The following is a 25301-nucleotide window of genomic DNA, read 5'->3' as shown; positions in this document are numbered from 1 at the left end:
TATATTCTGCCATGTCCTTCAGGAGATTCGCAATGTCCTGCTTCGAGAAATGGCCCCTCTGAATGCTCTGGTGAATCATAAGCTTGAAATCCTCCCACGGTACCTCACTTGAGCCACTTCTATTGAATTTGCCATCCTCCGTGTTGTAGCGGTTTCTAATAGAGAAGTCGTCCTCATCCCAAGTGGCTTCTCCCCACTCAATAGAATGATGAGCGGTGTTAGGGTTAGGGTACTTGTCTTGTACGTTCATGGTATGAGAAAGTAAGGTGTATAGTATGCAAAGCTGCAAGCTCCTATTGCCTGCTTAGACAAGGTAAAATATAGCACGTATTGAATCTGAGTTGCTTACTTCGTCTTACTATTTTAGCACTCAGCATCCTCTGTTTACGCTGGCAGAAAAATCCGGAACGTTGTGCCTTCGTTTACCGCACTGTCGACTTCCAGCCGGCCGTGGGCCTGCCGCACCAGCCGGTTGACTAGGTACAGGCCCACGCCCGAGCCCGGTACCTGGGTATGAAAGCGGCGGAACAGTTGGAATAACTCCTGGCCGTGGCGCTGCAAATCGATGCCCAAACCATTGTCGCGCACACTTAGCATCAGGCCCTCGGCGACCCGGCCGGAGCTGACCCACACGTGCGGGCGCCGCTCGGGATGGGCATACTTCACGGCATTGCTGAGCAAGTTGTAGAGCAGGCTGTGCAGGGCCGGGCGCGACATCTGCAGGCGCGGAGCGGCCTCGAAGTCGAGAGTAAAATCGACGGTACCGGTTTGCAGGGGCTGTAGGTTGCGCATGATTTCCTCGGTGATTTCCTGCAAATCAATGTTTTCCCGGGGCACCTGATCGAGCTGACGCTGCAGCTGCACCACTTCGGTCATGCCCTCGATGGTGCCCAGAATCTGGCGCAGGGCATCGTCGAACATGGTAAGCATGTGGGCCGCTTCGGGGTCGTGAAACGAGGCCGTGCGCTTGAGCTCATCAAACAAGCCCTGCATGTTGCTGGCCGGCTGCTTGAGGTCGTGGGAGGCGGTGTATACGAAGTTGTCGAGCTCTCCATTGATGCGGGTCAGCTGCTCGTTCTTGACCGTGAGCTGCATGCGCTGACTTTCCGCCTCGGCCCGGGCCCGCAGCAGCTCCTGCTCGTACTTGCGCCGCTCGGTGATGTCGAACAGCGTGGCCCGGATTACCAAGGGTTGCCCTTCGGTGTCGCGAAGCAGCGTGGCACTCAGCAGCACCGGTAGCAAGGAGCCATCGGCGCGGCGGAGCTGGTAGCTGATTTCCCGCACCTGCCCCTGCATGAGCAGCAGCGGCGCGCAAAACGACTCGTAGTGCAGGCGGGCTCCCACCGTGAGTAAATCCTGCAGGCAATGGCGGGCCACCAGCTCTTCCCGAGCGTAGCCCAGCCAGCTTAGCAGCGTCTGATTGATTTTAACCAGCGTGCCATCGGGCAGGCAAGAGCAGTAGCCGCAGGGGGCCTGCTCGTAGAGGTCTTCCACGTTTTCCTCCGTGAGCCGCAGGTCGAGGGCGGGTAACTCCTCTTCTTCAGCGGGGCTCATCTGGCTGCGAGGCCCCAAGGCCTAGAAAGTGAAACATGGCCGCTATGGTAGCCTGGGGCGCGCTCAAATGCGGGCAGTGGCCCGACGTGTCGAGAATAACCAGCTCGGCGGCGGGCAGGTGCTGCTGCAGGTAATAGCCCACGGCCAGCGGCGCCAGGGCATCGTGGGCGCACTGCAAAATCAGGGCTGGGGTGCGCACCAGGGGCAAATCGGCGCGGTTGTCGGACAGAAACGTGACGCGGGCAAAGTGGCGGGCAATGGTGGGGTCGGTGCGGCAGAAGCTGTTGTTGAGCTCAGCACTGAGCTCGGGCCGCTCGGGGTGGCCCATGATGACGGGCGTAATGGCCCCCGACCACCCCAGGTAGTTGCTGTCCATGGCGTGCAGCAGCTCGTCGATGTCGGTTGGCTCGAAGCCGCCGGTGTAGCCCGCGTCGTTGAGGTAGCGGGGTGAGGGCGCCACCAGCACCAGCTGGGCAAAGCGGGCGGGCTCCCGAATAGCGGCCAGCACCCCAATCATGGCACTCACCGAATGCCCGACGAATACCACGCCGCGCAGGTCGAGGGCAGCCAGTACTTCGAGGATGTCGGCGGCGTGGGCGGCCAGTGTGTTGTAGCGCGCGGGCTCGTAGGCGGCCAGCTCCGACTGCCCCGCCCCTACCAGATCGAGCAGCACCACGCGGTAGTGGGTCTCGAAGGCCGGAGCCACCAGGCGCCACATGTGCTGGTCGCAGCCGAAGCCGTGAACCAGCACCATGGTCTGCGTACCCGACCCGGAAACAGTGACATTATTGCGCCTTAGAACATCCATAACTGGCAACTCAGGTAATAAGTAAAAGCCGGACAACCTGCGACGGTCAGGGCTATACTGAACTTTAAAGCTAGCAGTTTCAGGCCGGGCTGCCAATTTCCTGGGTGAGCAGCCCACGCTCATCTTTCTTGGCGGGCTGCTACCGGCCCGGTTGGGCCGCGGCAATTTAAGGCACCCCGGCCAAGGCAAAACCGGCGCGGGCGGTTACATTTACGCGGTTTGTGTTTTGCCTAAGCTCCCGTGCCGTGTCTACTTCTGCTGCTCCCGCGTCCCATATCCTGCTGATTCGCTGCTCCGATGAGCCCGGTTTGGTGTACAAAATCACCGGGGTGCTGTTTGCCCGCGGCCTGAATATTATCCGCAACGGGGAGTTTGTGGAGCGGGCCGACAACACGTTTTTCATGCGCACCGAGTTTGCCGGAGCCTTCGACGCCGAAGCCTTGGTTCAGGAGCTGCGCCAGGCCCTGCCCGCCGCGGCCGACATCCGCCTGTCGGACAACCGGGCCAAGAACATCGTGCTGATGGCGACCAAGGAGCACCACTGCCTGAGCGAACTGCTGGTGCGCCACGCCTTCGGGGAACTCAACGCCCGGGTGCTGGCCGTCATCAGCAACTACCCCAAGCTCGGCGACATCACCCGGCAGTTTGGCCTGCCGTTTCACCACATCAGCCACGAGGGCAAAACCCGTGAGGCCCACGAGCAGGAAGTGCTGGACGTGCTGGCTGGCTACCAGCCCGAATTTGTAGTGCTGGCCAAGTACATGCGGATTCTGTCGTCGGAATTTGTGGCCCATTACGCCAACCGGCTCATCAACATTCACCACTCGTTTCTGCCCGCTTTTGTGGGCGCCAGCCCCTACGCCCAGGCGTATGCGCGGGGCGTGAAAATCATTGGAGCCACGGCCCACTTCGTAAACGAGCAGCTCGACCAGGGCCCCATCATTGCCCAGAGCGTCATCCCGATTGACCATACCCAGAGCGCCAGCGAAATGGCCCAGGCCGGGCGCGACGTGGAGAAAATCGTACTAGCCCGCTCCCTGCAACTGGTCTTTGCCGAGCAGGTATTCGTGCACCACAACAAGACAATTATCTTCGACTGAGCCGCGCTTAGCCAGCCACTATACCCAGGCTTTTTTCAGTCCGGAAATAAAATTACTACCCTGCGCAACGCCAGGACCGGGAGAATAGTCATGCGGCAGTGGGCGGACGGAAAGCCGGCCCTTATCTGCTTGTCCTTATCCATTTTATCATGAAGTATTATCTACCCGCAGCGCTGCTTCTGGGGGCCCTGCTGACTGGCTTAACGGCCACTGCCCAAACGGGACCTATTACGCTCACGCAAGCCAACTTCCCGGCCAACGCCACGGCCGTAGACCGGTATCTGCCCATGCACGGCGCGCTGCACCCGGGCTTCGTGCTGCCCCAGCCGGGCCCCGGGCAGGTGTGGGATTACAGCACGCTTACGGCCGACTCCTCAGCACTGGAGCAGACGTATCTGCCGCCACCCGCTACCGGTCCTTTTGCCGCTGCCACGCGCAGCTATGTTTTACCCGCCCCAAGCACTCAGAACTATGCCTTGCCCCACCTCGGGCTCTGGACCAGCTTTACCGGACAAGGGTTTGATGTCTTTACTCCCAGCGTCCTGCCAGGTATAGGTAATCCTCCAGTTACGATTGGTTCTTACCCTCAGCAACAGTGGGCTATTGAACGTGCTGACAGAACCCCGGGTGATTTTCTGCAGTTGCCGGCCCAGAATGGTTGGTACGAAAGTCGTATTTACCCGCCCCTGCCACTTACCGCTACCTCCTCGGAACGAGGCATTTATCACACTATACACCGAATGGAAGTAACCGTGCGGGATTTAGGTCTGAACGCGGCTAAAGTGCGGGTGGCGCATCACGTAACCACTCAGACCGACGTGGTTGGCTACGGCACGCTGAAGCTTCCCAAGCCGGCGGGAGGCAGCGTCTCCGTGCCGGTTCTGATGGTGCGCACTCATATTCTGACGCTCGATACTGCCTACATCAACCGTCAGCTGGCGCCGGCCGTGGTATTGCAGGCCCTGCGCATGGAGCAGGCCGTGCAGCGCCGCGACATTTACCAGACGGCTTTCTACCGCGAAAATTCTTCCCAGCCGGCCCTGCTGCTCTACCATACCAACGCCAGTTTCAGCACGCTGCGCAACTATTTCAGCATCTGGTTTTCGGGCGAAGACAACCTGCGCGTAATTACTGGGGTGCGCCCGGTCCAGGCCAGGGCCGGCACCCTGCAAGTATACCCGAATCCCGTAACGGATGGCCGCCTGACGCTGGAGCTGCCCGGGGAGCAGCAAGCCGTGCAGCTCATAGTGCGCGACGCCCTGGGCCGGCAGGTGGCTACCGGAGCAACCCTTACCGGCCAGCCGAGCACCGTGCTGCGAGAGTTGCGCGCGGGTCTGTACGTAGTGGAGGCTACCACCCCGGTCGGGCAGCGCAGCACCGTGCGGGTACGGGTTGAATAAGGCCCGTCGTTACCGAATCCTGCGTTTTGAGCTGTTCCCGGCTGGTGTTGCCTCCCATGAGCAATACCAGCCGGGGCCTTTGTTTGCAGCTCTTATCAGGTTTGGCGAAGTAGGCGCCCAGGCGCGGCCTACTGCCCAGAATTCCTCTTCCGGCCGGCGCTTTGTGCCAGGCTGCGTACTTTTGCACGGACGTATGCCTTGTTGCTCCGCTCCTATTTTCAAGCTCACCCCACCCTGAGGACTGGCCTGCTTGCCCCGCGCCGCCGCTTTCCGTTGAAAGCAGGCGGCTTTTCTTTTGCCCAATTCGAGCCCGTACTCAGTTTCGTATGCTTTCTTCTTTTCAACTCCGGCCCTACCTGGCCCAGTATACCATCAACCCCCAAAACGAAATCCTGGCCGGCCTGACCACGGCCCTGGCCCTGGTGCCCGAGGTAGTGGCCTTTGCCCTGTTGGCCCATATCAGCCCGTTGGTTGGCATTGGGTCGGCGTTCGTTATTTGCCTTATCACCAGTATCTTCGGTGGCCGGCCCGGCATGATTTCGGGCGCGGCGGGCTCGGTGGCCGTGGTTATCGTAAGCCTGGTGGTGCAGCACGGCCCCGAATACCTGTTTGCCGCCGTGCTGCTGATGGGCCTGCTGCAGGTAGCCGTGGGCGTACTGCGCTTCGGCAAGTTTATCCGCCTCGTGCCCCAGCCCGTGGTGTATGGCTTCGTCAATGGCCTGGCCCTCATCATTTTCATGGCTCAGCTGGAGCAGTTCAAAACCCGGGATGCGGCCGGCACTGAGCAGTGGCTCACCGGCCCCGCGCTGGGGCTGATGCTGGGGCTGGTGGCCCTGACGATGGCCATTGTGTATGTGCTGCCCAAGCTGACCAAGGCCGTACCGGCGTCACTCACGGCCATTGTGGTGGTATCGGCCCTGGTTATTGGGGGCGGGCTCGAAACCAAGTCTGTCGGCGACATTGCCTCCATTGCGGGCGGGCTGCCGGCGCTGCACCTGCCCCAGGTGCCGCTTACCTGGGCCACGCTGATCCTGCTGTTTCCCTACGCCCTGATTATGGCCCTGGTGGGCCTTACCGAAAGCCTGCTCACGCTCACCGTGGTAGATGAAATGACCGATACCCGGGGCCGCGGCAATCAGGACTGCGTGGCTCAGGGCCTGGCCAATATTGCCTCGGGCCTGACTGGGGGCATGGGCGGTTGCGCCATGATAGGGCAGACCATGGTAAACCTCGAATCCCGGGGGCGGGGGCGGCTCTCGGGCGTGGTGGCGGCCGTGGCGCTGGCGTTGTTCGTGGTAGCAGGCTCCTCCCTGATTGAGCAACTGCCGCTGGCCGCGCTGGTGGGCGTCATGTTCATGGTCGTTATCGGCACCTTCGAATGGGCCAGCCTGCGGATTCTGCGCCGCATGCCCCTGACCGACGTGCTAGTAATGCTGCTGGTAACGCTGGTAACGGCCATTTCCCAGAACCTGGCCCTGGCCGTACTGCTGGGCGTGGTCGTGTCGGCCCTGGCTTTTGCCTGGGAAAACGCCAAGCGCATCCGGGCCCGCAAGTTCGTGGACGCGGCCGGCACGAAGCACTATGAAATCTACGGGCCGCTTTTCTTTGGCTCGGTCCAGGCCTTTACTGATAAGTTCGACGTGGCCCAGGACCCGGCCGAGGTAGTCATCGACTTCCGCGACAGCCGGGTGGCCGATATGTCGGGCATTGAGGCGCTCAACAAGCTCACGGAGCGCTACCAGCGCGTGGGCAAAATCCTGCACCTGCGCCACCTCAGCCCCGACTGCCGCCAGTTGCTTCACAAAGCCGGGGCCCTGATTGAGGTTAACATCCTGGAAGACCCGGAGTACCGCGTGGCCACCGAGGCCGGCTAGGCGGCGGATTCCGGCTTCGGCTCATAGACCAGTACGTAGGCCGGGGGCAGGTTGAGCAGGACATGTTCTTGGTGGCGCAAGCTGAAAAAACGCTCGAACAGACGCGTGTTCTGCAGCGAGTACTGGAACAAAATTAGCTTGCCATCGGGCTGGAGCACGTGCTGGGTGTGCTCCAGAATGCGCCAGCCCAGGCGGCGCGACAACGACGAAAACGGCAGGCCGCACACCACGTAGTCGGCGCGGGTAAGGCCGAGGGGACGCAGGTAATCCGCCGTTTTATCGGCCGAGCCGAGAATGACATGCACGTTGGGCTGGCCGGCGTAACGCTCCCGCAGCAGCTTACAAAACCGCTCACTGACTTCGACCAGCACCACCACGGTTTCGGCGCGCCGGCGGGCCAGGAGCATATCCGTGAAAACACCCGTGCCCGGCCCATACTCCACGATGCAAGTGGCCGTGGCAAAGTCGATGGGCTCCATGACCTTGTCGGTCAGATCCCGGGAGCTGGGCACCAGGGAGCCGACGGTAGCGGGGTTGCGAAAAAACTCTTCAACAAAAGGCGGCAGCATGGCTCAGCGGTGGTTACGTAAAATGGGCTAATAAGCCAACAGCCTATGTACGGCAGCCGGTGGCGCAGGTCTGTAGTTGAGCTAGCGGCCACTCAAACTTAGCCATTGAACAGCGGATGGCGCCGGATAGGCTGCCCCCGGCGCAGTTGCAGGGCGTGATACAGCGTAGGAATGTCGGCAGCCCAGCTGCGCAGGATGCACACGATGCCCAGAATCTCTAGCCGGCTCACAATGCCAAGCGCCACGCAAGCCCCAAATAGCCAACCAGTTTGCCCGGTTAGCAGCAACTGTAGCAGCATGGCTGTGAGCAGCAGGGTCCAGAGCTTGGCCCCGAGCGTGTGCAAGGCAATTTCCTTGCGGAAGCGGGCGTAGCTTACCCCGTACGTCAGCGCCTCCAGGCCCAGCACCACGCCAATCCAGCCGGCATTGTTGGGCAAAAAGCGTGGGCAGAACCGCACCACGCCCGCCACCACGCACAGCCAGAAAATAGTGTCGACGCTCGAATCGAGGCGGCGCAGCTTGGCAGTAGCCACGCCCAGGCGCCGGGCAATGATGCCGTCAAAAATGTCGGAAAGCAGGCCCAGCACGACCAGCCCTGCCAGCAACTGCCGCAGCGGCGGTGTGGGCGGCGCCCAGCACAGTCCGAACACGGCAAAGCCCAGCAGCAGGCGGAAGCAAACGAGGGCAAGTGGTACTTGGCGCAACATGAAAAGAGCAGTAAGCGTGGAGAAGGCCCCAAAGTAGCGGCCGTGGCTACTTGCCCCACCCCACTTTTGCCCTCGCCCCGACTTTAGCCCTACGCTATTTGAGCCCTAAGCACTTGACTGCAAGAAGCCTGCTCACGCAGATCCTGGACTTTTGAGCCCGCCCAAACCTGCTACTCAGTCCCGCAGCTACCGGCCCTGAAACCGTTTCAGGTACGGAGCCGTGCGGCTTTCTTTTATCTTGGCTACGGCAGCGGGCGGACCGGCCGCCACAATGTGGCCGCCTTCGTCGCCGGCGCCGGGCCCTACGTCCATCACCCAGTCGGAGCCGGCTACCACGCGCATGTCGTGCTCCACGACGATGACCGTGTTGCCGGCTTCTACCAGGCCGTCGAGCTGGGTGAGCAGCTTTTCCACGTCGGAGGGGTGCAGGCCGGTGGTGGGCTCGTCGAGGATGTAGAGGGAATTGCCCCGCTGGGCCCGCTGCAGCTCGGTAGCCAGCTTGATGCGCTGGGCCTCGCCCCCGCTGAGCTCGGTGGCGGGCTGCCCCAGGCGCAGATAGCCCAGGCCCACTTCGCGCAGCACCGTCAGGGCCCGATGCACGACAGGCTCATCGGTGAAAAAGGCCCAGGCATCGTCTACCGTCAGGCCCAGCACCTGGGCAATGTTCTTGTCACGGTAGGTTATTTCCAGGGTTTTGGCGTTGTAGCGGGCTCCGTGGCACACCGGGCAGGGCGCGTACACGCTGGGCAAAAACAGCAATTCCACCATCACAGAGCCTTCACCCTGACAATTCTCGCAGCGCCCCTTAGCTACGTTGAAAGAAAACCGCCCAGCGTCGTAGCGGCGCTTTTTGGCGGCGGGCGTGGCGGCAAACAGCTTGCGCACGTGGTCAAACAGGCCAGTATAAGTAGCCATGTTGGAGCGGGGCGTGCGGCCGATGGGCTTCTGATCCACGCGCACCAGGCGCTTGATCTGCTCCATACCGCTCACAATTCGGCCGCCGGTAGTCGTGGGGGCGGACTGCTCCAGCGGGTCGGTTTCCTCTTCCTCGGCTTCCACCTGCTGGCCTAAGCTTTCGGCTACCAACTCTACTAGCACCTGGCTTACCAGACTCGACTTGCCCGAGCCCGACACGCCCGTGACGGTGGTAAACACTCCCAGCGGAAACTCCACGGCGAGGTTACTAAGGTTGTTACGCGTGACGCCCTGCAGCTTGAGCCAGCCGCTGGGCAGGCGCGGGGTGCGGGCTTGAGCGGCGGTTTCGTTGAATAAATAACGCCGGGTTTGGGAGGCAGCCACGTTCGCCAAACCCGCCGGCGCGCCGCTGTAGAGAATTTCTCCGCCCTGTTCCCCGGCGGCCGGCCCCACGTCCACGAGCCAGTCGGCCTGGCGCACTACGTCCAGGTTGTGCTCCACCACAAACAGCGAGTTGCCGGCCTTTTTCAGGGTGTGCAGGGCATTGAGCAAGGCTTCGGTATCGGAAGGATGCAAGCCAGCCGAGGGCTCATCCAACACGTACACGACGCCGAACAGATTGGAATACAACTGCGTAGCCAGGCGCAGGCGCTGCAATTCGCCGGGCGACAAGGTGGGCGTACTTCGCTCCAAGGCCAGGTAGCCCAGCCCTAAATCCAACAACACGCTAAGGCGGGCACAAAGGTCTTCGGCAATGCGCTGGGCCACGATGGCTTGCTCAGGATGAGCGGCGTCCTGCTTTTTACGGCCCGCGGCGGTACCGTCGGCGTAGGGCTGGAGCAGGCCTGCCACCCGCTTGAGCGGTAGGCGGGCCATGTCGGCAATGTCGAGGCCGGCGAATTGTACCGCCAACGACTCGGGCCGTAGGCGCTTGCCCTGGCAGGTGGGGCACTCGGTGCTGAGCATGTACTGCAGGGCCCGCTTTTTCATCAGGGGGCTTTGGGTCGTAGCAAAGGTGTGCAGCACGTGGCGCTTCACCCCAGTGAAGGTGCCCATGTAGTTCGGCGGCTCCTTGCGCCTGAGGGCCCGCTGGGTTTCCTGGGGCGAGTAGCCGGGGTACACCGGCACCACGGGCTGCTCGTCGGTAAACAGAATCCAGTCCCGGTCTTTCTGGGGCAGGTCTTGCCAGGGCGTGTCCACGTCGTAGCCCAGGGTCACGAGGATGTCGCGCTGATTTTGTCCGCCCCAGGCCTGGGGCCAGGCCGCAATGGCCCGCTCCCGGATGGTGAGCGTGGGGTCGGGCACCATGGTTTGCTCCGTTACTTCGAAGATGCGGCCCAGGCCGTGGCACTGCGGGCAGGCACCCTCGGGCGTGTTGGGCGAAAACCCTTCGGCATACACGATGCCCTGGCCCGCGGGGTAGTCGCCGGCCCGGGAATAGAGCATGCGCAGCAGGTTCGAGAGCGTCGTCACCGAGCCTACCGACGAGCGGGTGGTGGGCGTGCCGCGCTGCTGCTGCAAGGCTACGGCCGGCGGCAGCCCGTCGATGCTGTCGACTTCGGGCACGGCCATCTGGTGAAACAGGCGCCGGGCATAGGGCGAAACGGATTCGAGGTAGCGGCGCTGGGCCTCGGCGTAGAGCGTGCCAAAGGCCAAACTCGACTTGCCCGAGCCCGACACGCCCGTGAATACGACCAGGGCGTCGCGGGGAATGTCGACGTCGACGTTTTTGAGGTTGTGTTCCCGGGCCCCGCGCACGCGCACGAAGCCGGTGAAGTCAGAGGAGGAAGCAGATGCAGAAGGAGGTGTCGCCATGAAGCCGCGGGCAGGTCCGGAAAGGTGTTGGGGGCTATACTGCGCAAACCGCGGACGGGTTAGCCACGGAGGCGAGCGGCTCCTGGTTCGGCTGGGCACTAGGCCGGGTGCATAGTGCCCGGCTTGTCCACCCCAAATCGTCTGCAAAGCCAGGAGTTCAGGAAGCTCGTCGCAAAATCGGAGTTTCGTGAACGTTGAAAGGTGAACCTGTTTATTTGCCTCGGCCGAGACTGCACCATAGCATCCCTGAACTGTGGAGAGACTATTGGGGAAGCAGTCCAGGGAAAGGAGCGTTTATGTTAGGCCGCCTCTGGTCCTTGCTCTTTTTTGTCGAATAGGGAGCGCCGTTTAACCCAACTTTTTAGCCAAGGCCGGCACCCGGGGCCAGCAGTTGCGCGCGGCCAGCCTTACCTTACCTTACCTTACCTAGAAGCCCTACCTTTGGATTTCGCAATGCTCAACCGATGCAAACCACTTCGCTTAACGCTTTTTACCAGCAGCTGGCTACGGCGGCCGGCGCGGAACTGCACACCCTGCTACCACCCGATATTCAGCAGGAAATCGGCCACTTCAACGTCTTTAACGTAGCCGACCTCTTTCGGCACCACCGCGAGAAGCCGACTATGCCGTACGACCGGCGGGCGTATTACAAGATTAGCCTCATCCGGGGCCGCAGCCGGGCCGAGTACGCGGATAAAGTGGTGGAAATAGAGCAGCACGCGCTGTTGTTTGCCACGCCCAAGGTACCCTACCACTGGCTGCCCGAAGACCAGGAGCAGGACGGCTATTTCTGCGTGTTCACCGACGCGTTTTTGCTGCCCGCCAAGAGCGGCGTGCGGCTGGAGGAATTGCCCCTCTTTCAGCCGGGCGGCTACCCAGTCTTTGCCCTTACGGACGGGGAATACGCTGAAATCCACGACCTTTTCCGCAAGATGGCCCGCGAAATTACCTCGACCTACGCCTACAAGTACGACCTGCTGCGCACCTACGTGCTGGAGCTGATTCACTGGGGGCAAAAGCTGCAGCCGGCTACGGCGCTCTACCCGGCGCACACGGCCGCAACGCGGGTAAGCTCGCTGTTTGCAGAGCTGCTGGAGCGACAGTTTCCCATCGAAACGCCGCAGCAGAAGCTGCGGCTGCGCACGGCCAAGGACTACGCCGACCAACTGGCCGTGCACGTCAACCACCTGAACAAGGTGCTGAAGGAAAATACCGGCCGCACCACTACCGAGCTGATTGCGGGCCGCGTCATCCAGGAAGCCAAGCTGCTGCTCAGGCAAACCAACTGGAACATCTCGGAAATCTCCGACAGCCTCGGTTTTGCGGAAGTCGCGCACTTTTCCAACTTCTTCAAGCGGCAGACTTCCTTTTCGCCCGGTGCCTTTCGGCTGTAGGCCCAGGTGTGAATTTTGCAAAAGATGGATTGCTGGACGCAAACACCCCGTTGGTTTCCGGGCAGACCTTTGCCCGGTCATTATTCCCCTACCAACCTATGGACTTACGTCACAACACCATCCTCATTACCGGCGGTACCAGCGGCTTTGGCTACGAATTTGCGGCCCGGCTACTAGAGCTGGGCAACACCGTGCTTATCACGGGCCGCAACCAAGCCAAGCTCGACGACACCAAGCGCCGCTTGCCCCGCGTGCACACCTTTCAAAGTGATGTAAGCGACCCGCAGGCTATCCAGCACCTCTACCAACAGGTTGTCAGCCAATTTCCGGCGCTTAACATTCTGATTAACAACGCCGGGGAAATGCGCAAGCTAAACCTGCAAGACCCAACGCTGGACTTGCTCGACCTCACCCGGGAAGTCGAAATCAACTTGTCGGGTCCCATTCGCATGGTACAGCAATTCTTGCCCCACCTCAAAACCCAAAAGACAGCCGCCATCCTGAACGTTACCTCGGGCCTGGCCCTGACGCCATTTCCGCTGGCTCCTATCTACGGGGGTACCAAGGCGGGGCTGCGCGCCTACACCAAAGCCCTGCGGGTGCAACTGCAGCACACCCAAGTGAAGGTGTTTGAACTGGTCGCGCCCGCCGCCAAAACGCCCTTGGCGGACCCGTTTGCCGGCGTGATGGACGAGAGCATGCTAATGGATCCGGGCAAGCTCATCGCCCAAGCCATTGAAGGGCTCCAGCACGATAGACTGGAAATCTACCCCGGCCTGTCGCGCGTCATGCGCTACATGAGTCGCCTGGCCCCCGGCTTGCTGCTCAAGCAAATGAGCAAGGGTGTAACGGAGGCTTTTGCCCAGCCCCAGGGGAAGGTCTCGACGCGGTAAGTTGCCCGCTTGCCTTCCCCTACATAGCGATAAAAATTGTCAGCCGCCGGCTGCTTACGTCTCTCTAGCTCAGATTACGACAGGGCGGGACGGGCCTCACCCAACACTTCAAGCCAGCAGAAGCTCAACTGCTTGCCGGCCTAGGCATGGAAAAACTAGTGCTGTACGTGGTCAGTGTGACCCGGAAGAAACAACCGGCCTGTTTGCTTATGATTCTAGTCCATCTAAACGGTGGTTTACATTTTCTGAGCGGACGCCAATACGATTAAAAAAGTATTCCGTTTTCTTCCACCCGCACCAGACTCTCCGAGTTGATGCAATAGCGCAGCCCGGCCGGGGCGGGGCCGTCGGGAAAGACGTGGCCCAGGTGGCCCCCGCACACGTTGCAGCGCACTTCCACCCGCTGCATATTATGGCTGTCGTCGAAGTGGTAGCGAATAGCGCTCTTGGCCGCTGGTTGGGTAAAGCTGGGCCAGCCCGATATGGCGTGGTACTTCGTGGCCGAGTCGAACAACAGGCTGCGGCAGCCCACGCACTCGTAGCGGCCGGGCTCGTAGCTGCGGCAGTAGGCATTGCGGTAGGGCGGCTCGGTGGCCTGCTCACGCAGCACCCGAAACTGGGCGGGCGTGAGCTCAGCGGCCCATTCGGCCGCAGTTTTCTCTACCCGCCGGGGCGGCTCGGGGTTGCTGTATTTAGCGAAAGTCAGAACATCGAGCCAGCGAAGCATGGGCCTATAACCGCCACGGCCGGCTTACGGGTTCATCAGCAGAAACAGCAGGTTGTGGTACACGATGCCCACCTCCCCGTCGTGGCGGCCAAAGAGGCCCGCGTCTTCGAGCAGGTCTTCTACCTCCTGGTAGTCCTGCACAAAATCCAGCTCCACCTCATCCGAGGAATCGTCCACGAAGGTGTAAGTCACGTAGCGGCGGCGTTTTTCCAGGGTTACAAACAAGCGTTGCTGGTGCGTCTGGGCAATCAGCAGCGCGTCGTGGGATTCCAGGTCACCGTCGGGGGTCTGGGTGTAGACGGTGGTTTTCTCCTCGTCGGCGGCGTGGTGAAAGTAAGTGGTGGGGTCGAGGCTCATGGGGCAAGTATACGGGTCCGGGGCCGGTTTGCCCGGACCAGCCGCCATTAGTTGCTATCTTTTACTTTTCAATCGGATCTTATATTCTACCCAACATTGCTGACGGCATTCGCTAAAACTGCTGGCTTCGGGCCTGGCGTGTGGCCCACAGCCCCAACGCCGGGCCCGGAGCCAGCAGCAAAAACAGGTAGCGCCCATCGACCAGGCTTTGCAATGCCCCAAAAGCCTGTAAGCTTACGATGGTCAGCGCGAAGCCCAGGCAAGTAACCAGCGTGAGGGCCGTGCCCTTGATGGCCGCCGGGGCCTGCTGAGCCACCAGGGCCGAAAACTGCGGCGAGTCGGCCACGACGGCCATGCCCCAAACTAGCAAGCCCGCCCCAAACAGGGGCAGCGGCAACTGCAGCAGCAGAGGGCTCAGCACGCAGCCCGCCCCCGATACCCACAGCGCCAGCCGGGCCGGCCGCAGTGAGCCCCAGCGCTGGGCCAGGTAGCCGCTGCCCACGCAGGCCAAAGCCCCGCTGGCAATGGCTCCAAAAGCCAGCCCGGCCGGCAGCTCCCGCAGTTCAGGATGAAGCTGCCGGTAAATGGTCAGCAGCAGCGGCACAAAGGCCCAGAACGTGTAGAGCTCCCACATGTGCCCAAAGTACCCCAGGGCCGCAGCCCGAAACGGTGGATGCTGCCAGACACCGCGCACGGCGCTCAGCGCCAACCGCGCACCGGGCCGCCGAAACGGACCGTTGGGCACCAGTAGCCAGAGCAGTAGTCCGCCGCCGGCTGCCAGGCCCGAGGTGGCCAGCACCACCGCCGGCCAGGGCAAACCGGCCCCGAGCCAGCGCAGGCCGTGGGGCAAGGCCGTACCCAACACCAGTGCCCCCACCAGAAAGCCCAGCGCTTTGCCCAAGCCCCCGGCGTAGTAGTCGGCCGCTATTTTCATGCCCACCGGGTAGATGCCGGCCAGGCACAGGCCCGTGCCGAACCGCATCGCCAGCAGTCCGGCGGCTGATAATTCGGGCAGCAGCAAGCCCAGGTTGGTCAGACTGCCGGCCAGGGCACTGAGCAAAAACAGGCGGGCCGGCGGCACCCGGTCGGCCAGGGAGAGCAGGGCAAATACCAGCGTACCCACGATAAAGCCCAGCTGCACAGCCGACACCACTCCGCCCAGGCTAGCCCCTCGCAGGCCGGGGTTTCGGAGCAACTCGGGCAGCACGCTGTTGCCGGCAAACCAGAGCGAGGTGCCGGCAAATTGGGCGAATACTATAACGGGCAGAATCCAGGGGCGGGGTTTGCAGGCGGCGGGTTCCAAGAAGCGGGTGGGAAACGGCAGTACAAGCGGGGGCTTGCACCAAGGGCGGATGGGAACCCAAAGGTAGCCAACTATGCCGCCTGCCGTACCTGCTGCTCTAGCTGGCTGTCATGTCTTTCTTTCTATTGGTCATCCTTTATCTGACGTCCGCTTTGTGAAGGACCTTCCTCCCCTACCCCACTGCAGCTTTTACCAATGCACAAAAACACTTTACAGCTGCGGTATAGGGCTTTAGTACGTTGAATAACGGTTATCAGAACATAGAGGAAAGTCTTTCGCTCTACTACACGCCGCTCAGGATGACCAATAAAACAACATCAGCACGCCAGAGTCTTCGCGCTGCTCGGCATAACGGTTGAAAGGATTCTACTTTACTAACTCACCAACTCACTATTTCACCATCTCACCTCACACCCGGCGCTTGCGGAAAGCCAGGTAATCGAGGTAGTAGAGCACTTTTACCGACAGGGAGTTATTGTGGGGCGTGTTGATGGTGTTGGTCAGGTTGCGGAAATAGAGCGGCGTAAACTCGTTGGCCTGGATGTTGGGGCTGTTGGCGTTTTTCCAGACCACGCTGATTTGGGAACCGGGCGCAAACCACCAGGAGTACACCGCGTCCACGTTGAAGGCGTTGTAGGTATTGTCGCGGCGGCGCTGGTAATCGGCCCGGGTTTCCTGGCCGTCGGGCTGCAGAGTCGTAAAGTCCAGGTAGTGCACATTGCTGGTGTAGTGCCGGGTGCGCAGCGTGAACGACATCCGGTTGGTGAACGTGTAGGCCACCGACAGCACGTTCGACACGGTGCTTACATTACGGCGACCCAGCAGAATCTGGTCCTGAAAGGGCTGGTCCAGGGGCTCGTCGTCGCTCAGCCCGCCGTTGACGTAGCCAATCTGGTTATTGCTCTGGCTCCAGTCGAGACTGTAGCGGAAGGTCAGGTGGTTGTTGACGCGGTAGCGCGGGTAAGCCCCGAAGCTGTAGCGGGTGCGCCGGGGCCGACCGGGCGGCGTGCCATCCTGGGCGTAGTACTGAATGCCGGCATTGAGCCCGTAGGAAAACTGCTTGCGCGTATCGGAGTTGAGAAAAGCCACGAAATCCGTACAGGCCGGCACCCGCACAAAGTATTCGCCTAGCCGCGAGGTGCGGGGCTCGAAGAAATCGTGGGTTTTGGCGCCGTACTGCAGGTCGTAGCCGATTTGCAGGAAGCTCTTGGTGAAGGTCGTGTTGAAGCCGTTGTAGAAATACAAGCTCTGGTAGCGGGTGGGCTTATACAGCAGGGCATGGCCGATTTGTCCGAAAAAGGCCATGTTGTTCACCTTCCAAAACGGCTGGTACTTGCGGTACGCTACCGTGGCCGACTGGGTAATGTTGTTGTTGCCGAACAGGATGCCCAGGTCGTTGGGGTTGTAGGTGTCGGACTCGATGCGGTGGTTCAGGTCCCAGGTGAAGTTGCCGCTGATTTTGCTCAGGCCCACCGTGTACTTATAGCCATCCTGGTCGTTGATCTGCTCGTCTTTGCCGAACACCTGCCCCCGCCGCCGCGAGTACACCACGCTGCCATCCAGGGCATAGGCGTTCTTTTTGTCGTTGAAGCGAAACAGTCCGCCGGTTACGTTGGCGTCGTAGGTGCTACCGGCCCGGGTCACGTTAGTGTTGATGAGCGAAACATAGGAGTTGTTTTTCAGGCTCTGGTCGAGCACGGCAATACTGTAATTGCTCAGCGGCTGGGTCAGTACTTGCCGCTCCTGCCCTGTTTCGTCGTTGCGGATGGTGGCCTGCATTTCCCGCGACACGGCGTTGAACACGCCTACGCCCAGCCCTTTACTCGTGCGGCCCGACACCTTCGTGGCGTTCAGCAGCTGACTTTCGGCGGGGTTGCGCACGATTTTCTCGCCCTCCCCGGCCTTCACGTCATAAAAACCGATGGGTGTGGCCCCCACCCGGCGGGAGTAAAACAGGTTGCCTTTGCTAAACAGCTCGGTGCCTTCGGTAAAGAACTGCCGGTTTTCGGCAAACTGCACCTCAAACGGCGACAAGTTCAGCACTTGGTTGTCGCTCTGCACCTGCCCGAAGTCGGGCACCAGCGTGGCATCCAGGGTGAAACTCTCATTGATACCCCACTTCACGTCGGCCCCGCCGTTGAAGCTGGTCGTGGTACGGCGCGTGCCCTCGGCGCTCAGCGGGTTGTGATTCACGTAGCTGCTCACGTAGGGCGTCAGCGAAAGGCGCAGCGGAGGCTGCACGTCGCGGATGCCGCGCAGCTCGCCCCACTGGTTTACGAAGCCGTTCACGGCGGGCTTCACCTCGTTCCAGAAGTACTGGGCGTTGTCGCGCTTGCGCTGCCTCGCGAAGTTAAGGCCCCAGAGCTGCTCGGCATTTTTACTGAAGCGGATGGCCGAGTACGGAATGCGCATTTCGGCCACCCAGTCGGAGCCGCGCTGGGTGGTGCGGGCATCCCAAACGGCGTTCCAGTTGAAGTCTTCGCCACCGGCCGGCGAGTAGCGGGCGTCGAGCTGCACGCCCGAGGGGGTCACGGTGAAGTTGTAGCCATTGAGCTGGTCGTGGTAGGTGTCGAGGAAGATGCTGAACAGGTCGGAGTTGCCAAACTGGTCCCGGGCCGTCATTTCCCGTAGAATCGAGTCGGGTGAAATATCGTGCATGATGGCGCCCACGTAAAGGTTGGCATCGTCGTAGAGCACCCGCACTTCGGTTTTGTGGCGTTCGGGCACGCCGGGGTTGGGCCGCTGCTGCACAAAGTCGGTGGCCAGGGGCGCCTGCTGCCAGACGGCCTCATCCAGCACCCCATCGAGCTTAATAGCATCGGTGATGCGCACGGCCTGGAGCTGCTTCTTCGGCGCGGCCGTAGCCTTAGTAGCTGCCGCCGGACCGGGAGCAGTTTGGCCCATAGCCGGACTCATCAGGAGGAAAAAGCAGCCGAGCAGCAGGCCGCGCAGCGTAGCGGTAAAAGTCATGGCAGGAGCGTTTTGGCAGAGTAGAAGCGCGGAACAGCAAGGGCAAAGCGAAGCCCGGCAGCCGAAAAACGGCGCTTGAGCAAGAGGAAAGAATCAGAAAAATTCAAAGCCCCGCGGTGGCTCACGGTGGCCACGGCACAAGCCGTCCGGAATTAGTATGCGTGGACACTGCCCTACCGAAGCAAGGTTACAGCCCGACTGAAAAATATTTTGCGCCGGCTTTTTCGTGCATTAAAGCCATCCGACTCGGCAGGCATCTTCTTACTTTTTTTTGGCCGCAGCCAAATCGTGTAAGGCCAAGCCTTGTCTTACATTTTCTTACTTAGGCCAAAATCGTGTAAGACAACCACCGCTTGGTTCGTTTTCAAACAAAAAAGGTCGGGCGACTCTGCGGAGTCGCCCGACCTTTCGCCCCGCGGTACACACGGGCCAACCGGCGAAACCGGAAGGCTTGGCCGTTGCACTATACTCTAAAGCGGGCGGCTTACTTGCCGTCCATCAGGTTGTAAATAATCCAGGCAATAGAGAGGACGGCCATGGCGTACCAACCCCATTTGCTGTAGTTATCGTCGGGAGAGCCGTCCCGCTGGGGACGCATTTTCAAGCCGGGAATCTTCATACAATTAGCCGCTGGGTTTGCTGGGCGGGCATATTCTATACGCAAACCAGCGGCCCGATTGTTCCCACGGCCGGGCTTCTCGTTGGGCTTACCCGCCGGCCGCGGGCCGGGAGCTACGCGGTTACTTCCTCGGCCATGAGTTCGGCCAGATCCAGCTCTTCGACGGGCGGTACGGCGGCAAAGCGGCTCTCGTGGAAGTTGGCTTCTGGAAAGCCCGGCGCCACGCCCGCATTGTTGATTTCCTCCAGCGTGATGCCAAACCCGCGGTGGGTGTCAAACAGGCTGCGCACAGTATAAATAGGCCCGCGCTTGGGCGTCTGGATGGCCGGGTTCTGCACCAGCAGCAAAGTAAAGTCGTCGTTGGTACAGACCACGGGCTGGCCTACGTGAAACAGGGGAGCATTCATAGTCACAAAGATAAGGCAAGCCGGCGGTTCAAAGTCAAGGCCCGGCCGCCGGATTTTACCAGCCGCCACCTCCCGCCTGGCTACAAACCAGCCAGTTCCCGTTCAACTTCGGCAAACAACGGCCGCACCTCGCCCGGCGAACTTACGCACCGCTGCTGCAGCTCCTGCAACTTCTGGAAGGCCTCGGCATCGGCTTCCCCAGCTTCGCAATGAGCCAGCAGTTCTTCCAGCAGGCAGCCGAAAGCTCGCACTTCCAGGCGTTGCAGCCCGGGGGCCAAAGCCGAACTAGGCGCGAAGAAGCTGGCGGCCCCAAAGTCGCTGAGCCGGGCCGCGCCGGCCGGGGTCGTCAGGATGTTGTGGGCGTACAGGTCGCCGTGCAGGATGCCGCGCTGGTGCAGGTGGGCCGCCGCCGAAGCCACACCGCGCGCGATGCGCAGGGCCGTGCCCAAGCTGAAGCTAGTACCAGGTGCGTACACGTCGCGGGTGCAAGTTTCGAAGCTGGGCGGCCCGGCCAGAATTCGGAACTCGGGCGGAATCAATTCCAGCACCAGGCCTTCGGCTTTCAGCGGATGGGCGTGTATTTTGCCGTCCACCGTCGTCAGGTTGGGGTGGGCTCCGGCGCTGATGCAGGCCACCATTTCGCTGTGCGGCAGTCCGTCGCTGGTTACGGCGCCTTTGAAGACCTTGACGGCTACTTCCTGAGCCGGGGCGTTTCCGGGCTGCCAGCGAGCCTGGGAAATTACGCCCGAAGCACCTTCGCCCAGCCGCCGCCCCAGTTCCAGTTCCGCCCAGTCGATTTCCCGGATGGGGTGCTGAGTTTCGGCCTGGGTTTGGGCGGCCTCACTGAACGGGTTGCCGGCGTAAGCCAGCCAGGTCAGGCGGGGCAGCGCCAGCAGCCAGGCAGGCAGCTCAGGCAGGCGGTTGGCGGCCAGGCGCAGCAACTCCAGGCGGTGGCAGTGGCGCAGGGCTTCGGGCAAGGCGGTGAGCTGGTTGCCAGCCAGCATCAGCTTTTGCAGCTCGGGGCAGTTGCCAATTTCGGCCGGCAGCTCCTGAAGTTGGTTGTCGGTCAGAATCAGCCAGCGCAGCTTGGGCGGCAGGGCCGCGCCGGGCAGGGTCTGAATCTGGTTCGCCTTAAAGCCCACCATGCTCAGTTCCGGGCACTGGCCCAGCACGGCAGGCACTTCCGTAAAGCGGTTCTCGGAGCAGAACAGGATGCGCAGCTTCCGCAGGCGGCTTAGGTCGGTGGGCAGGGCCGAGAGCTGGTTGCCGGTCAGGTTCAGGACTTCCAGCGTATCGGCCAGGTCGAGGATTTCGCGCGGAAATTCGGTCAGGCCGCCGGAAAGGTCGAGGCGGGTGGTACCGGCCAAAGCGCCGCTACGCAGCTGTTCGAGGGTGTGCATGCGGGCAAAGGTCGGGAAGCCGGGCCGGACTGGCACGATTTATACGTGTGCCGGGTTGTTTTGCCCGACACGCTAACCCGCCCGCCACGCAACCCCAGCGGTTTTTCCGTGTTATCTTCCGACTTCCTTTCACCCTCCGACCGGCTTTTTGCTTATGTCCAAAATGTCCCCATCCAGCAAGTTTCTGCTGGCCAATACCTTTCTCACTCTCAGCTTGGCTGCCTTCGTGTATCCTACTTCCAGTGTTGCCCAAACCCCGGCGGCCAGCTCGGCCGCCGTCGCCAACCCGTTGCTCATGGCCTGGGAAGGCCCCTACGGCGGCGTGCCGCCCTTCGATAAAGTTCAGGTTTCGCAGTTCAAGCCCGCCATTGAAGCTGGCATGGCCCAGAACCTGGCCGAAATTCAGGCCATTGCTACCAACAAGCAGGCCCCAACGTTCGACAATACCATTGCCGCCATGGAGCGGGCCGGACAGCGCCTCGACGAGGTACAGACCATCTATGGCATCTGGTCGGGCTCGTTGAGCACGCCTGATATCCAGGCCATTCAGCGCGAAATGGCCCCGCGCATGGCCGCTTTCGGCGACCAGATCAACCAGAACGAAGCCCTGTTCAAGCGCATCGAGGCCGTCTACAACTCGCCCGATAAGAAGAAGCTCACCCCCGAGCAGCAGCGCCTGACCTGGATTTACTATAACAACTTCGTGCGCTCGGGCGCCAAGCTCGACGCCAAGGCCAAAACCCGCTTGTCGGCCATCAACCAGCAGCTGGCGGGCCTGTTTACCCGCTTCAGCCAGAACGTGCTGGCCGATGAAACCGACTCGGTGCTGGTGCTCAAAACGCCCGCTGACCTGGGCGGCCTCTCGGCTTCGCTGCAGGCCGATGCCGCCGCTGCCGCCACCAGCCGCAAGATTGCAGGCGCGGCCGGGGTCATCACCAACACTCGTTCCAGCGTGGAGCCCTTCCTGACGTATTCCGACCAGCGCAAGCTGCGCGAGAAGGCCTGGCGCATGTTCTACAACCGCGGCGACAACGGCGGAGCGCACGACAACAACGCCATTATCAGTGAGATTCTGCAGCTGCGGGCCGAGCGGGCCAAGCTGCTGGGCTACGCTACCCACGCCCACTGGCGCCTCGACAACACCATGGCCAAGACGCCCGAAGCCGCCATGCAGCTCATGGAGCAGGTTTGGACGCCGGCCGTAGCCCGGGCCAAGGAAGAAGTGGCCGACATGCAGGCCCTGGCCAAGAAAGAAGGTGCCGGCGCCGACTTCAAGATCGAGCCCTGGGACTACCGCTACTACGCTGAGAAAGTGCGCAAACAGCGCTACGACCTCGACCAGAACGAGGTAAAGCAGTACCTGCAGCTGGATAAAATGCGGGAAGGCATGTTCTGGGTGGCCGGGGAGCTGTTCAACTTCTCGTTCTCGCCCGTGACCAACGTACCCGTTTACCACCCCGACGTGAAGGTGTGGGAAGTGAAAGACAAGACTTCGGGCAAGCACATCGGCCTGTGGTACTTCGACCCCTACGCCCGGCCCGGCAAACGCTCGGGAGCCTGGATGAACGCCTACCGCAACCAGCAGCGCCTCGACGGCAACGTGACGACCATCGTGTCGAACAACTCCAACTTCGTGAAGGGCAAGGACGGGGAGCCCACGCTCATTTCCTGGACCGACGCCACCACCCTGTTCCACGAGTTCGGCCACGCCCTGCACGGCTTGTCGTCGAACGTGACCTACCCTACCCTCTCGGGTACCAGCGTGGTGCGCGACTACGTCGAATTCCCCTCCCAGCTGCTCGAAAACTGGCTGCCCACGCCCCAGGTACTCAACCGCTTTGCCCTGCACTACCAGACAGGCAAGCCGATTCCGCAGGCTCTGGTCGACCGGATTGAGAAGGCCTCGACCTTCAACCAGGGCTTCGAAACCACCGAGTTCCTGGCCAGCGCCCTGATTGACATGAAGCTGCATTTGGCTGGCTCCCAGAAGATTGACGCCGACAAGTTTGAGCGCGAAACCCTGACCCAGATGGGCATGCCCCGCGAAATCGTGATGCGCCACCGCACGCCGCAGTTTTCGCACGTCTTCTCCTCGGATGGCTACTCAGCGGGCTACTACAGCTATTTGTGGTCGGTGGTGCTGGCCTCGGATGCTTACTCGGCCTTTACCGAAGCCGGCGGACCCTACGACAAACCCGTAGCCAAACGCCTGACCAACAACGTCTTCTCCGTGGGCAACACCATCGACCCGGCCGACGGCTACCGCAAGTTCCGTGGCCGCGACCCGAAAATCGATGCCCTGATGAAGGAGCGCGGCTTCCCGCTGAAAACGGCGACGACCAAGCCCGCCCCGGCCAAAAAAGCGCCGGCCAAGAAAAGCTAGCTTCTACTGAAGCCTCGGCTGGTCTACAAACACCCGCTCCTGTATTGTGCCGCTTCTCACGGAAGGCACAATACAGGAGCGGGTGTTTGCTTTCTAGGCCAGGGGGCCAGTGCCCGGAAACTATTTCACCAAAGACCAACTACTATTACCCCACTGATAAACAATCTATTACTTCATGAATCCAGGTAGAAATACGTGGTTAGGTAGAAACACCTGATTTAGCTTTTCGAGGTTTTTATGGCTGCGCTTTCGTCTACCTTGCCACCACTACTCGCCCACCTGCCCGGCCAGTTTTGTTCAGAGCCCTTCTTTCGCAGGTTACCACTCATCCGGTTTAGGAGCTGGTCATTCACCGGCCAGCAGCTCAGCTATTTCACTATCGGTTTGCCTTTACCAAGTATTTCCACCCTCTCACTATTTTCCTGAACCGATGTCCGTGAACACCCCTCCCCTCGAAGCTTCCCAAGTGGCTTCCGAAACCCTGACGGGGCCGGCCCGCGTGCCCGGTGAACAGCCCGATGCCAGCACCACTACCCTAATCAGTGACCTGGCCAACCAACCCTGGCAGGATGGCTACACGCTGGGCAAGGGCATCAATGCGGTAACGGGCGTGCTGTGCGGCTCGGCCCTGGCCCCCTACACGGTGGTGCCGGCCCAGTATTCGGATTCGCGCGACGAGTTTTCCTCCGTGACCAGCACCAGCGAGGTAGAACGCCTGATCAGCGGATCGGCCAGCGGCAGCTACAACATCGGGGGGCTCAACCTTACGGCTTCTACCGAGTACCTGAACCAGGTGAAGCAGTCGAAGCTGGATATGACCATTCTGGCCACCTCCCTGGTTTCCTTCCGGGATTACGACACCATTGAGCACAATGGCCTCCAGTTTTCGGCCGAGGCCAAGCAGTTGCTCGACGAAGGCAAGCTGCAGGAGTTCCGCAATTTATACGGGGATTATTACCTGGGCGGGCACAAGCGCATGGCTACTTTCCGGGCGGTATATACCATAAGCTCCGACACGGAAGAAGCCTTGCAGGAGGTGAAAGTCGCCATCGGGGCCAAGGTGCCGGATATGTTTACGGCCGAGGGCGTGGCGGCCTTTAAGCAGGCTACTTCCAACAGTCACATTTCCATCAGCTTCTCGCTCGATATGCAGGGCATGCCGCCCAACGCGCCGGGTCGCCCACCCGTACCGGCCGGCGTCGAGACCATGCAGCAGTACCAGCAGTGGTTTCTCAACAACTGCGTGCCCGTACCCGACCGGGGCGAGCTGTTTCACTACAGTCAGATTGACCACCGCATCCCAACGACGCTGCCCATCAGTCCGGATATCTTCGTTGCCGTAGGCCAGCTCTATTCCGAAACCTACCTGCTCCGCATTACGCTGCATTCCCTGCCCTCGACCTGGCAGAGTACCTACGCGTCGCAGGTGCAGAAGCAGGTGGCCCAGGTGAACGCCAACGCCCAGAATCTGGTAGACGACGAGCCGGTGCTGCAGGTGCTTTCGGCCCAGACCACCGCCCTGCTTACCGACGTCGACAATCTGAATCACCGTTACATCTTCTTACAAAACATCCGCAAAATGCAGGCGACCGAGCCGCCCGTGAGCGTGGCGCAGGGCTCTACGGTGCGCTACGGCACGTCTGTCTACCCGAACGAGGCTCAAGATCCGCTCTTCGTGATTAAATCGGCCACTGTGAGCCATGCCGAGAGCTGGGAAATGGGCCATATGGAACACGATTTTTCCCTACCCGCCGGCGGCCCGATTGTGCAGTGGGAACTCAAACAAAACCGCTCAGATAACGGCGTGTGGTGGAAGAATCACCAGCACAACAATGTTGATTTCGTGCTGCTCAACAACAGCGCGGAGATTCGCTGCCGCTCGGACTACGACCGGGGCTACGACAATACTCTGACGGTGTGGTACGTCGATAAGTCGCTGATTCCGAATTATACTCCCGGCAAGGTAACCGCCAGCGCCCCGGAGGCAGAGTAGCCAGTTGCGCAAGTGAGCTTACAAAAAGCCCCTGGCAGTTGCTGGGGGCTTTCTGATGTAAATAGCACTATTCTGTGCCGGGAAAGCGCTAGGTTTGAAAAAATCTATCGTAC

At 61.1% G+C, this 25301-nt stretch carries 19 protein-coding genes; 7 read left to right on the top strand and 12 right to left on the bottom strand.

All coding sequences use genetic code 11. From position 1 onward, the window contains the following. Positions 1-384 precede the first annotated feature (384 nt). Both MUN80_RS13515 and MUN80_RS13510 read right to left on the bottom strand, forming a co-directional pair. Positions 385-1554, bottom strand: coding sequence for a sensor histidine kinase (locus MUN80_RS13515; protein ID WP_244713631.1), 1170 nt, complete (start codon positions 1552-1554; stop codon positions 385-387). Beyond that, positions 1541-2362, bottom strand: a complete 822-nt coding sequence (locus tag MUN80_RS13510) for an alpha/beta fold hydrolase (protein ID WP_244713628.1) — start codon at positions 2360-2362, stop codon at positions 1541-1543. Before MUN80_RS13510 ends, MUN80_RS13515 begins: the two co-directional genes overlap by 14 nt. A gap of 245 nt (positions 2363-2607) precedes the next feature. Between MUN80_RS13510 and purU the strand changes: the two genes are divergently transcribed. The 3 genes from purU (at position 2608) to MUN80_RS13495 (ending at position 6736) form a co-directional block, all read left to right on the top strand. Continuing rightward, positions 2608-3462, top strand: a complete 855-nt coding sequence (purU, locus tag MUN80_RS13505; RefSeq protein ID WP_244713626.1) for a formyltetrahydrofolate deformylase — start codon at positions 2608-2610, stop codon at positions 3460-3462. Positions 3463-3611: 149 nt separating this feature from the next. Further along, positions 3612-4862, top strand: coding sequence for a T9SS type A sorting domain-containing protein (locus MUN80_RS13500; RefSeq protein ID WP_244713623.1), 1251 nt, complete (start codon positions 3612-3614; stop codon positions 4860-4862). A 326-nt stretch (positions 4863-5188) separates the two neighbouring features. Further along, the gene (locus tag MUN80_RS13495; protein ID WP_244713621.1) at positions 5189-6736 is read left to right on the top strand and encodes a SulP family inorganic anion transporter; all 1548 of its coding nucleotides are present in this window, start codon (positions 5189-5191) and stop codon (positions 6734-6736) included. On the opposite strand, the gene MUN80_RS13490 is transcribed toward MUN80_RS13495, so the two are convergent. The 3 genes from MUN80_RS13490 to uvrA form a co-directional block, all read right to left on the bottom strand. Beyond that, the gene (locus MUN80_RS13490) at positions 6733-7305 is read right to left on the bottom strand and encodes a class I SAM-dependent methyltransferase (RefSeq protein ID WP_244713618.1); all 573 of its coding nucleotides are present in this window, start codon (positions 7303-7305) and stop codon (positions 6733-6735) included. The two genes, MUN80_RS13495 and MUN80_RS13490, sit on opposite strands and share 4 nt — an antisense overlap. Positions 7306-7403: 98 nt before the next feature. Continuing rightward, complete coding sequence (locus tag MUN80_RS13485) at positions 7404-8012, bottom strand: CDP-alcohol phosphatidyltransferase family protein (protein WP_244713615.1); 609 nt, start codon at positions 8010-8012, stop codon at positions 7404-7406. Positions 8013-8198: 186 nt separating this feature from the next. Further along, positions 8199-10742 (bottom strand): excinuclease ABC subunit UvrA, encoded by a 2544-nt coding sequence (uvrA, locus tag MUN80_RS13480; protein ID WP_244713613.1) that lies wholly within the window; start codon positions 10740-10742, stop codon positions 8199-8201. Between the two features lie 464 nt (positions 10743-11206). On the opposite strand from uvrA, the gene MUN80_RS13475 reads away from it, so the two are divergent. Both MUN80_RS13475 and MUN80_RS13470 read left to right on the top strand, forming a co-directional pair. Next, positions 11207-12136 carry a helix-turn-helix domain-containing protein gene (locus MUN80_RS13475; RefSeq protein ID WP_244713610.1) on the top strand — a complete coding sequence of 310 codons (930 nt, stop codon included), beginning with the start codon at positions 11207-11209 and terminating at the stop codon, positions 12134-12136. 98 nt (positions 12137-12234) lie between these two features. Continuing rightward, positions 12235-13029: an SDR family oxidoreductase gene (locus tag MUN80_RS13470; protein ID WP_244713608.1), complete on the top strand. Its 795-nt coding sequence runs from the start codon at positions 12235-12237 to the stop codon at positions 13027-13029. A 265-nt stretch (positions 13030-13294) separates the two neighbouring features. Here the strand turns inward: MUN80_RS13470 and msrB are convergent, their stop codons facing one another. From msrB to MUN80_RS13440, 7 genes are all read right to left on the bottom strand, one after another. Next, positions 13295-13756, bottom strand: coding sequence for a peptide-methionine (R)-S-oxide reductase MsrB (gene msrB / locus MUN80_RS13465; RefSeq protein WP_244713606.1), 462 nt, complete (start codon positions 13754-13756; stop codon positions 13295-13297). A 24-nt stretch (positions 13757-13780) separates the two neighbouring features. After that, complete coding sequence (locus MUN80_RS13460; protein ID WP_244713604.1) at positions 13781-14113, bottom strand: hypothetical protein; 333 nt, start codon at positions 14111-14113, stop codon at positions 13781-13783. A 112-nt stretch (positions 14114-14225) separates the two neighbouring features. After that, complete coding sequence (locus MUN80_RS13455; protein ID WP_244713602.1) at positions 14226-15416, bottom strand: MFS transporter; 1191 nt, start codon at positions 15414-15416, stop codon at positions 14226-14228. Between the two features lie 408 nt (positions 15417-15824). After that, a complete protein-coding gene (locus MUN80_RS13450) occupies positions 15825-18386 on the bottom strand; it encodes a DUF5916 domain-containing protein (RefSeq protein ID WP_244713601.1) in 2562 nt (853 codons plus the stop codon). 484 nt (positions 18387-18870) lie between these two features. Then, entirely contained in the window at positions 18871-19005 is a 135-nt protein-coding gene (locus MUN80_RS26000; protein WP_262922001.1) for a hypothetical protein, read from the bottom strand. Positions 19006-19118: 113 nt separating this feature from the next. Further along, positions 19119-19412, bottom strand: coding sequence for a hypothetical protein (locus MUN80_RS13445; protein WP_244673416.1), 294 nt, complete (start codon positions 19410-19412; stop codon positions 19119-19121). A gap of 80 nt (positions 19413-19492) precedes the next feature. Further along, positions 19493-20812 (bottom strand): leucine-rich repeat-containing protein kinase family protein, encoded by a 1320-nt coding sequence (locus MUN80_RS13440; RefSeq protein ID WP_244713599.1) that lies wholly within the window; start codon positions 20810-20812, stop codon positions 19493-19495. A gap of 163 nt (positions 20813-20975) precedes the next feature. Between MUN80_RS13440 and MUN80_RS13435 the strand changes: the two genes are divergently transcribed. Beyond that, a complete protein-coding gene (locus MUN80_RS13435; protein WP_244713597.1) occupies positions 20976-23195 on the top strand; it encodes a M3 family metallopeptidase in 2220 nt (739 codons plus the stop codon). Between the two features lie 436 nt (positions 23196-23631). Beyond that, positions 23632-25188: a hypothetical protein gene (locus MUN80_RS13430; RefSeq protein ID WP_244713595.1), complete on the top strand. Its 1557-nt coding sequence runs from the start codon at positions 23632-23634 to the stop codon at positions 25186-25188. Positions 25189-25301: the final 113 nt, after the last annotated feature.

Source organism: Hymenobacter cellulosivorans (assembly GCF_022919135.1).
Lineage (GTDB): Bacteria > Bacteroidota > Bacteroidia > Cytophagales > Hymenobacteraceae > Hymenobacter > Hymenobacter cellulosivorans.
This window is presented reverse-complemented; position numbering and strand designations above follow the sequence as displayed.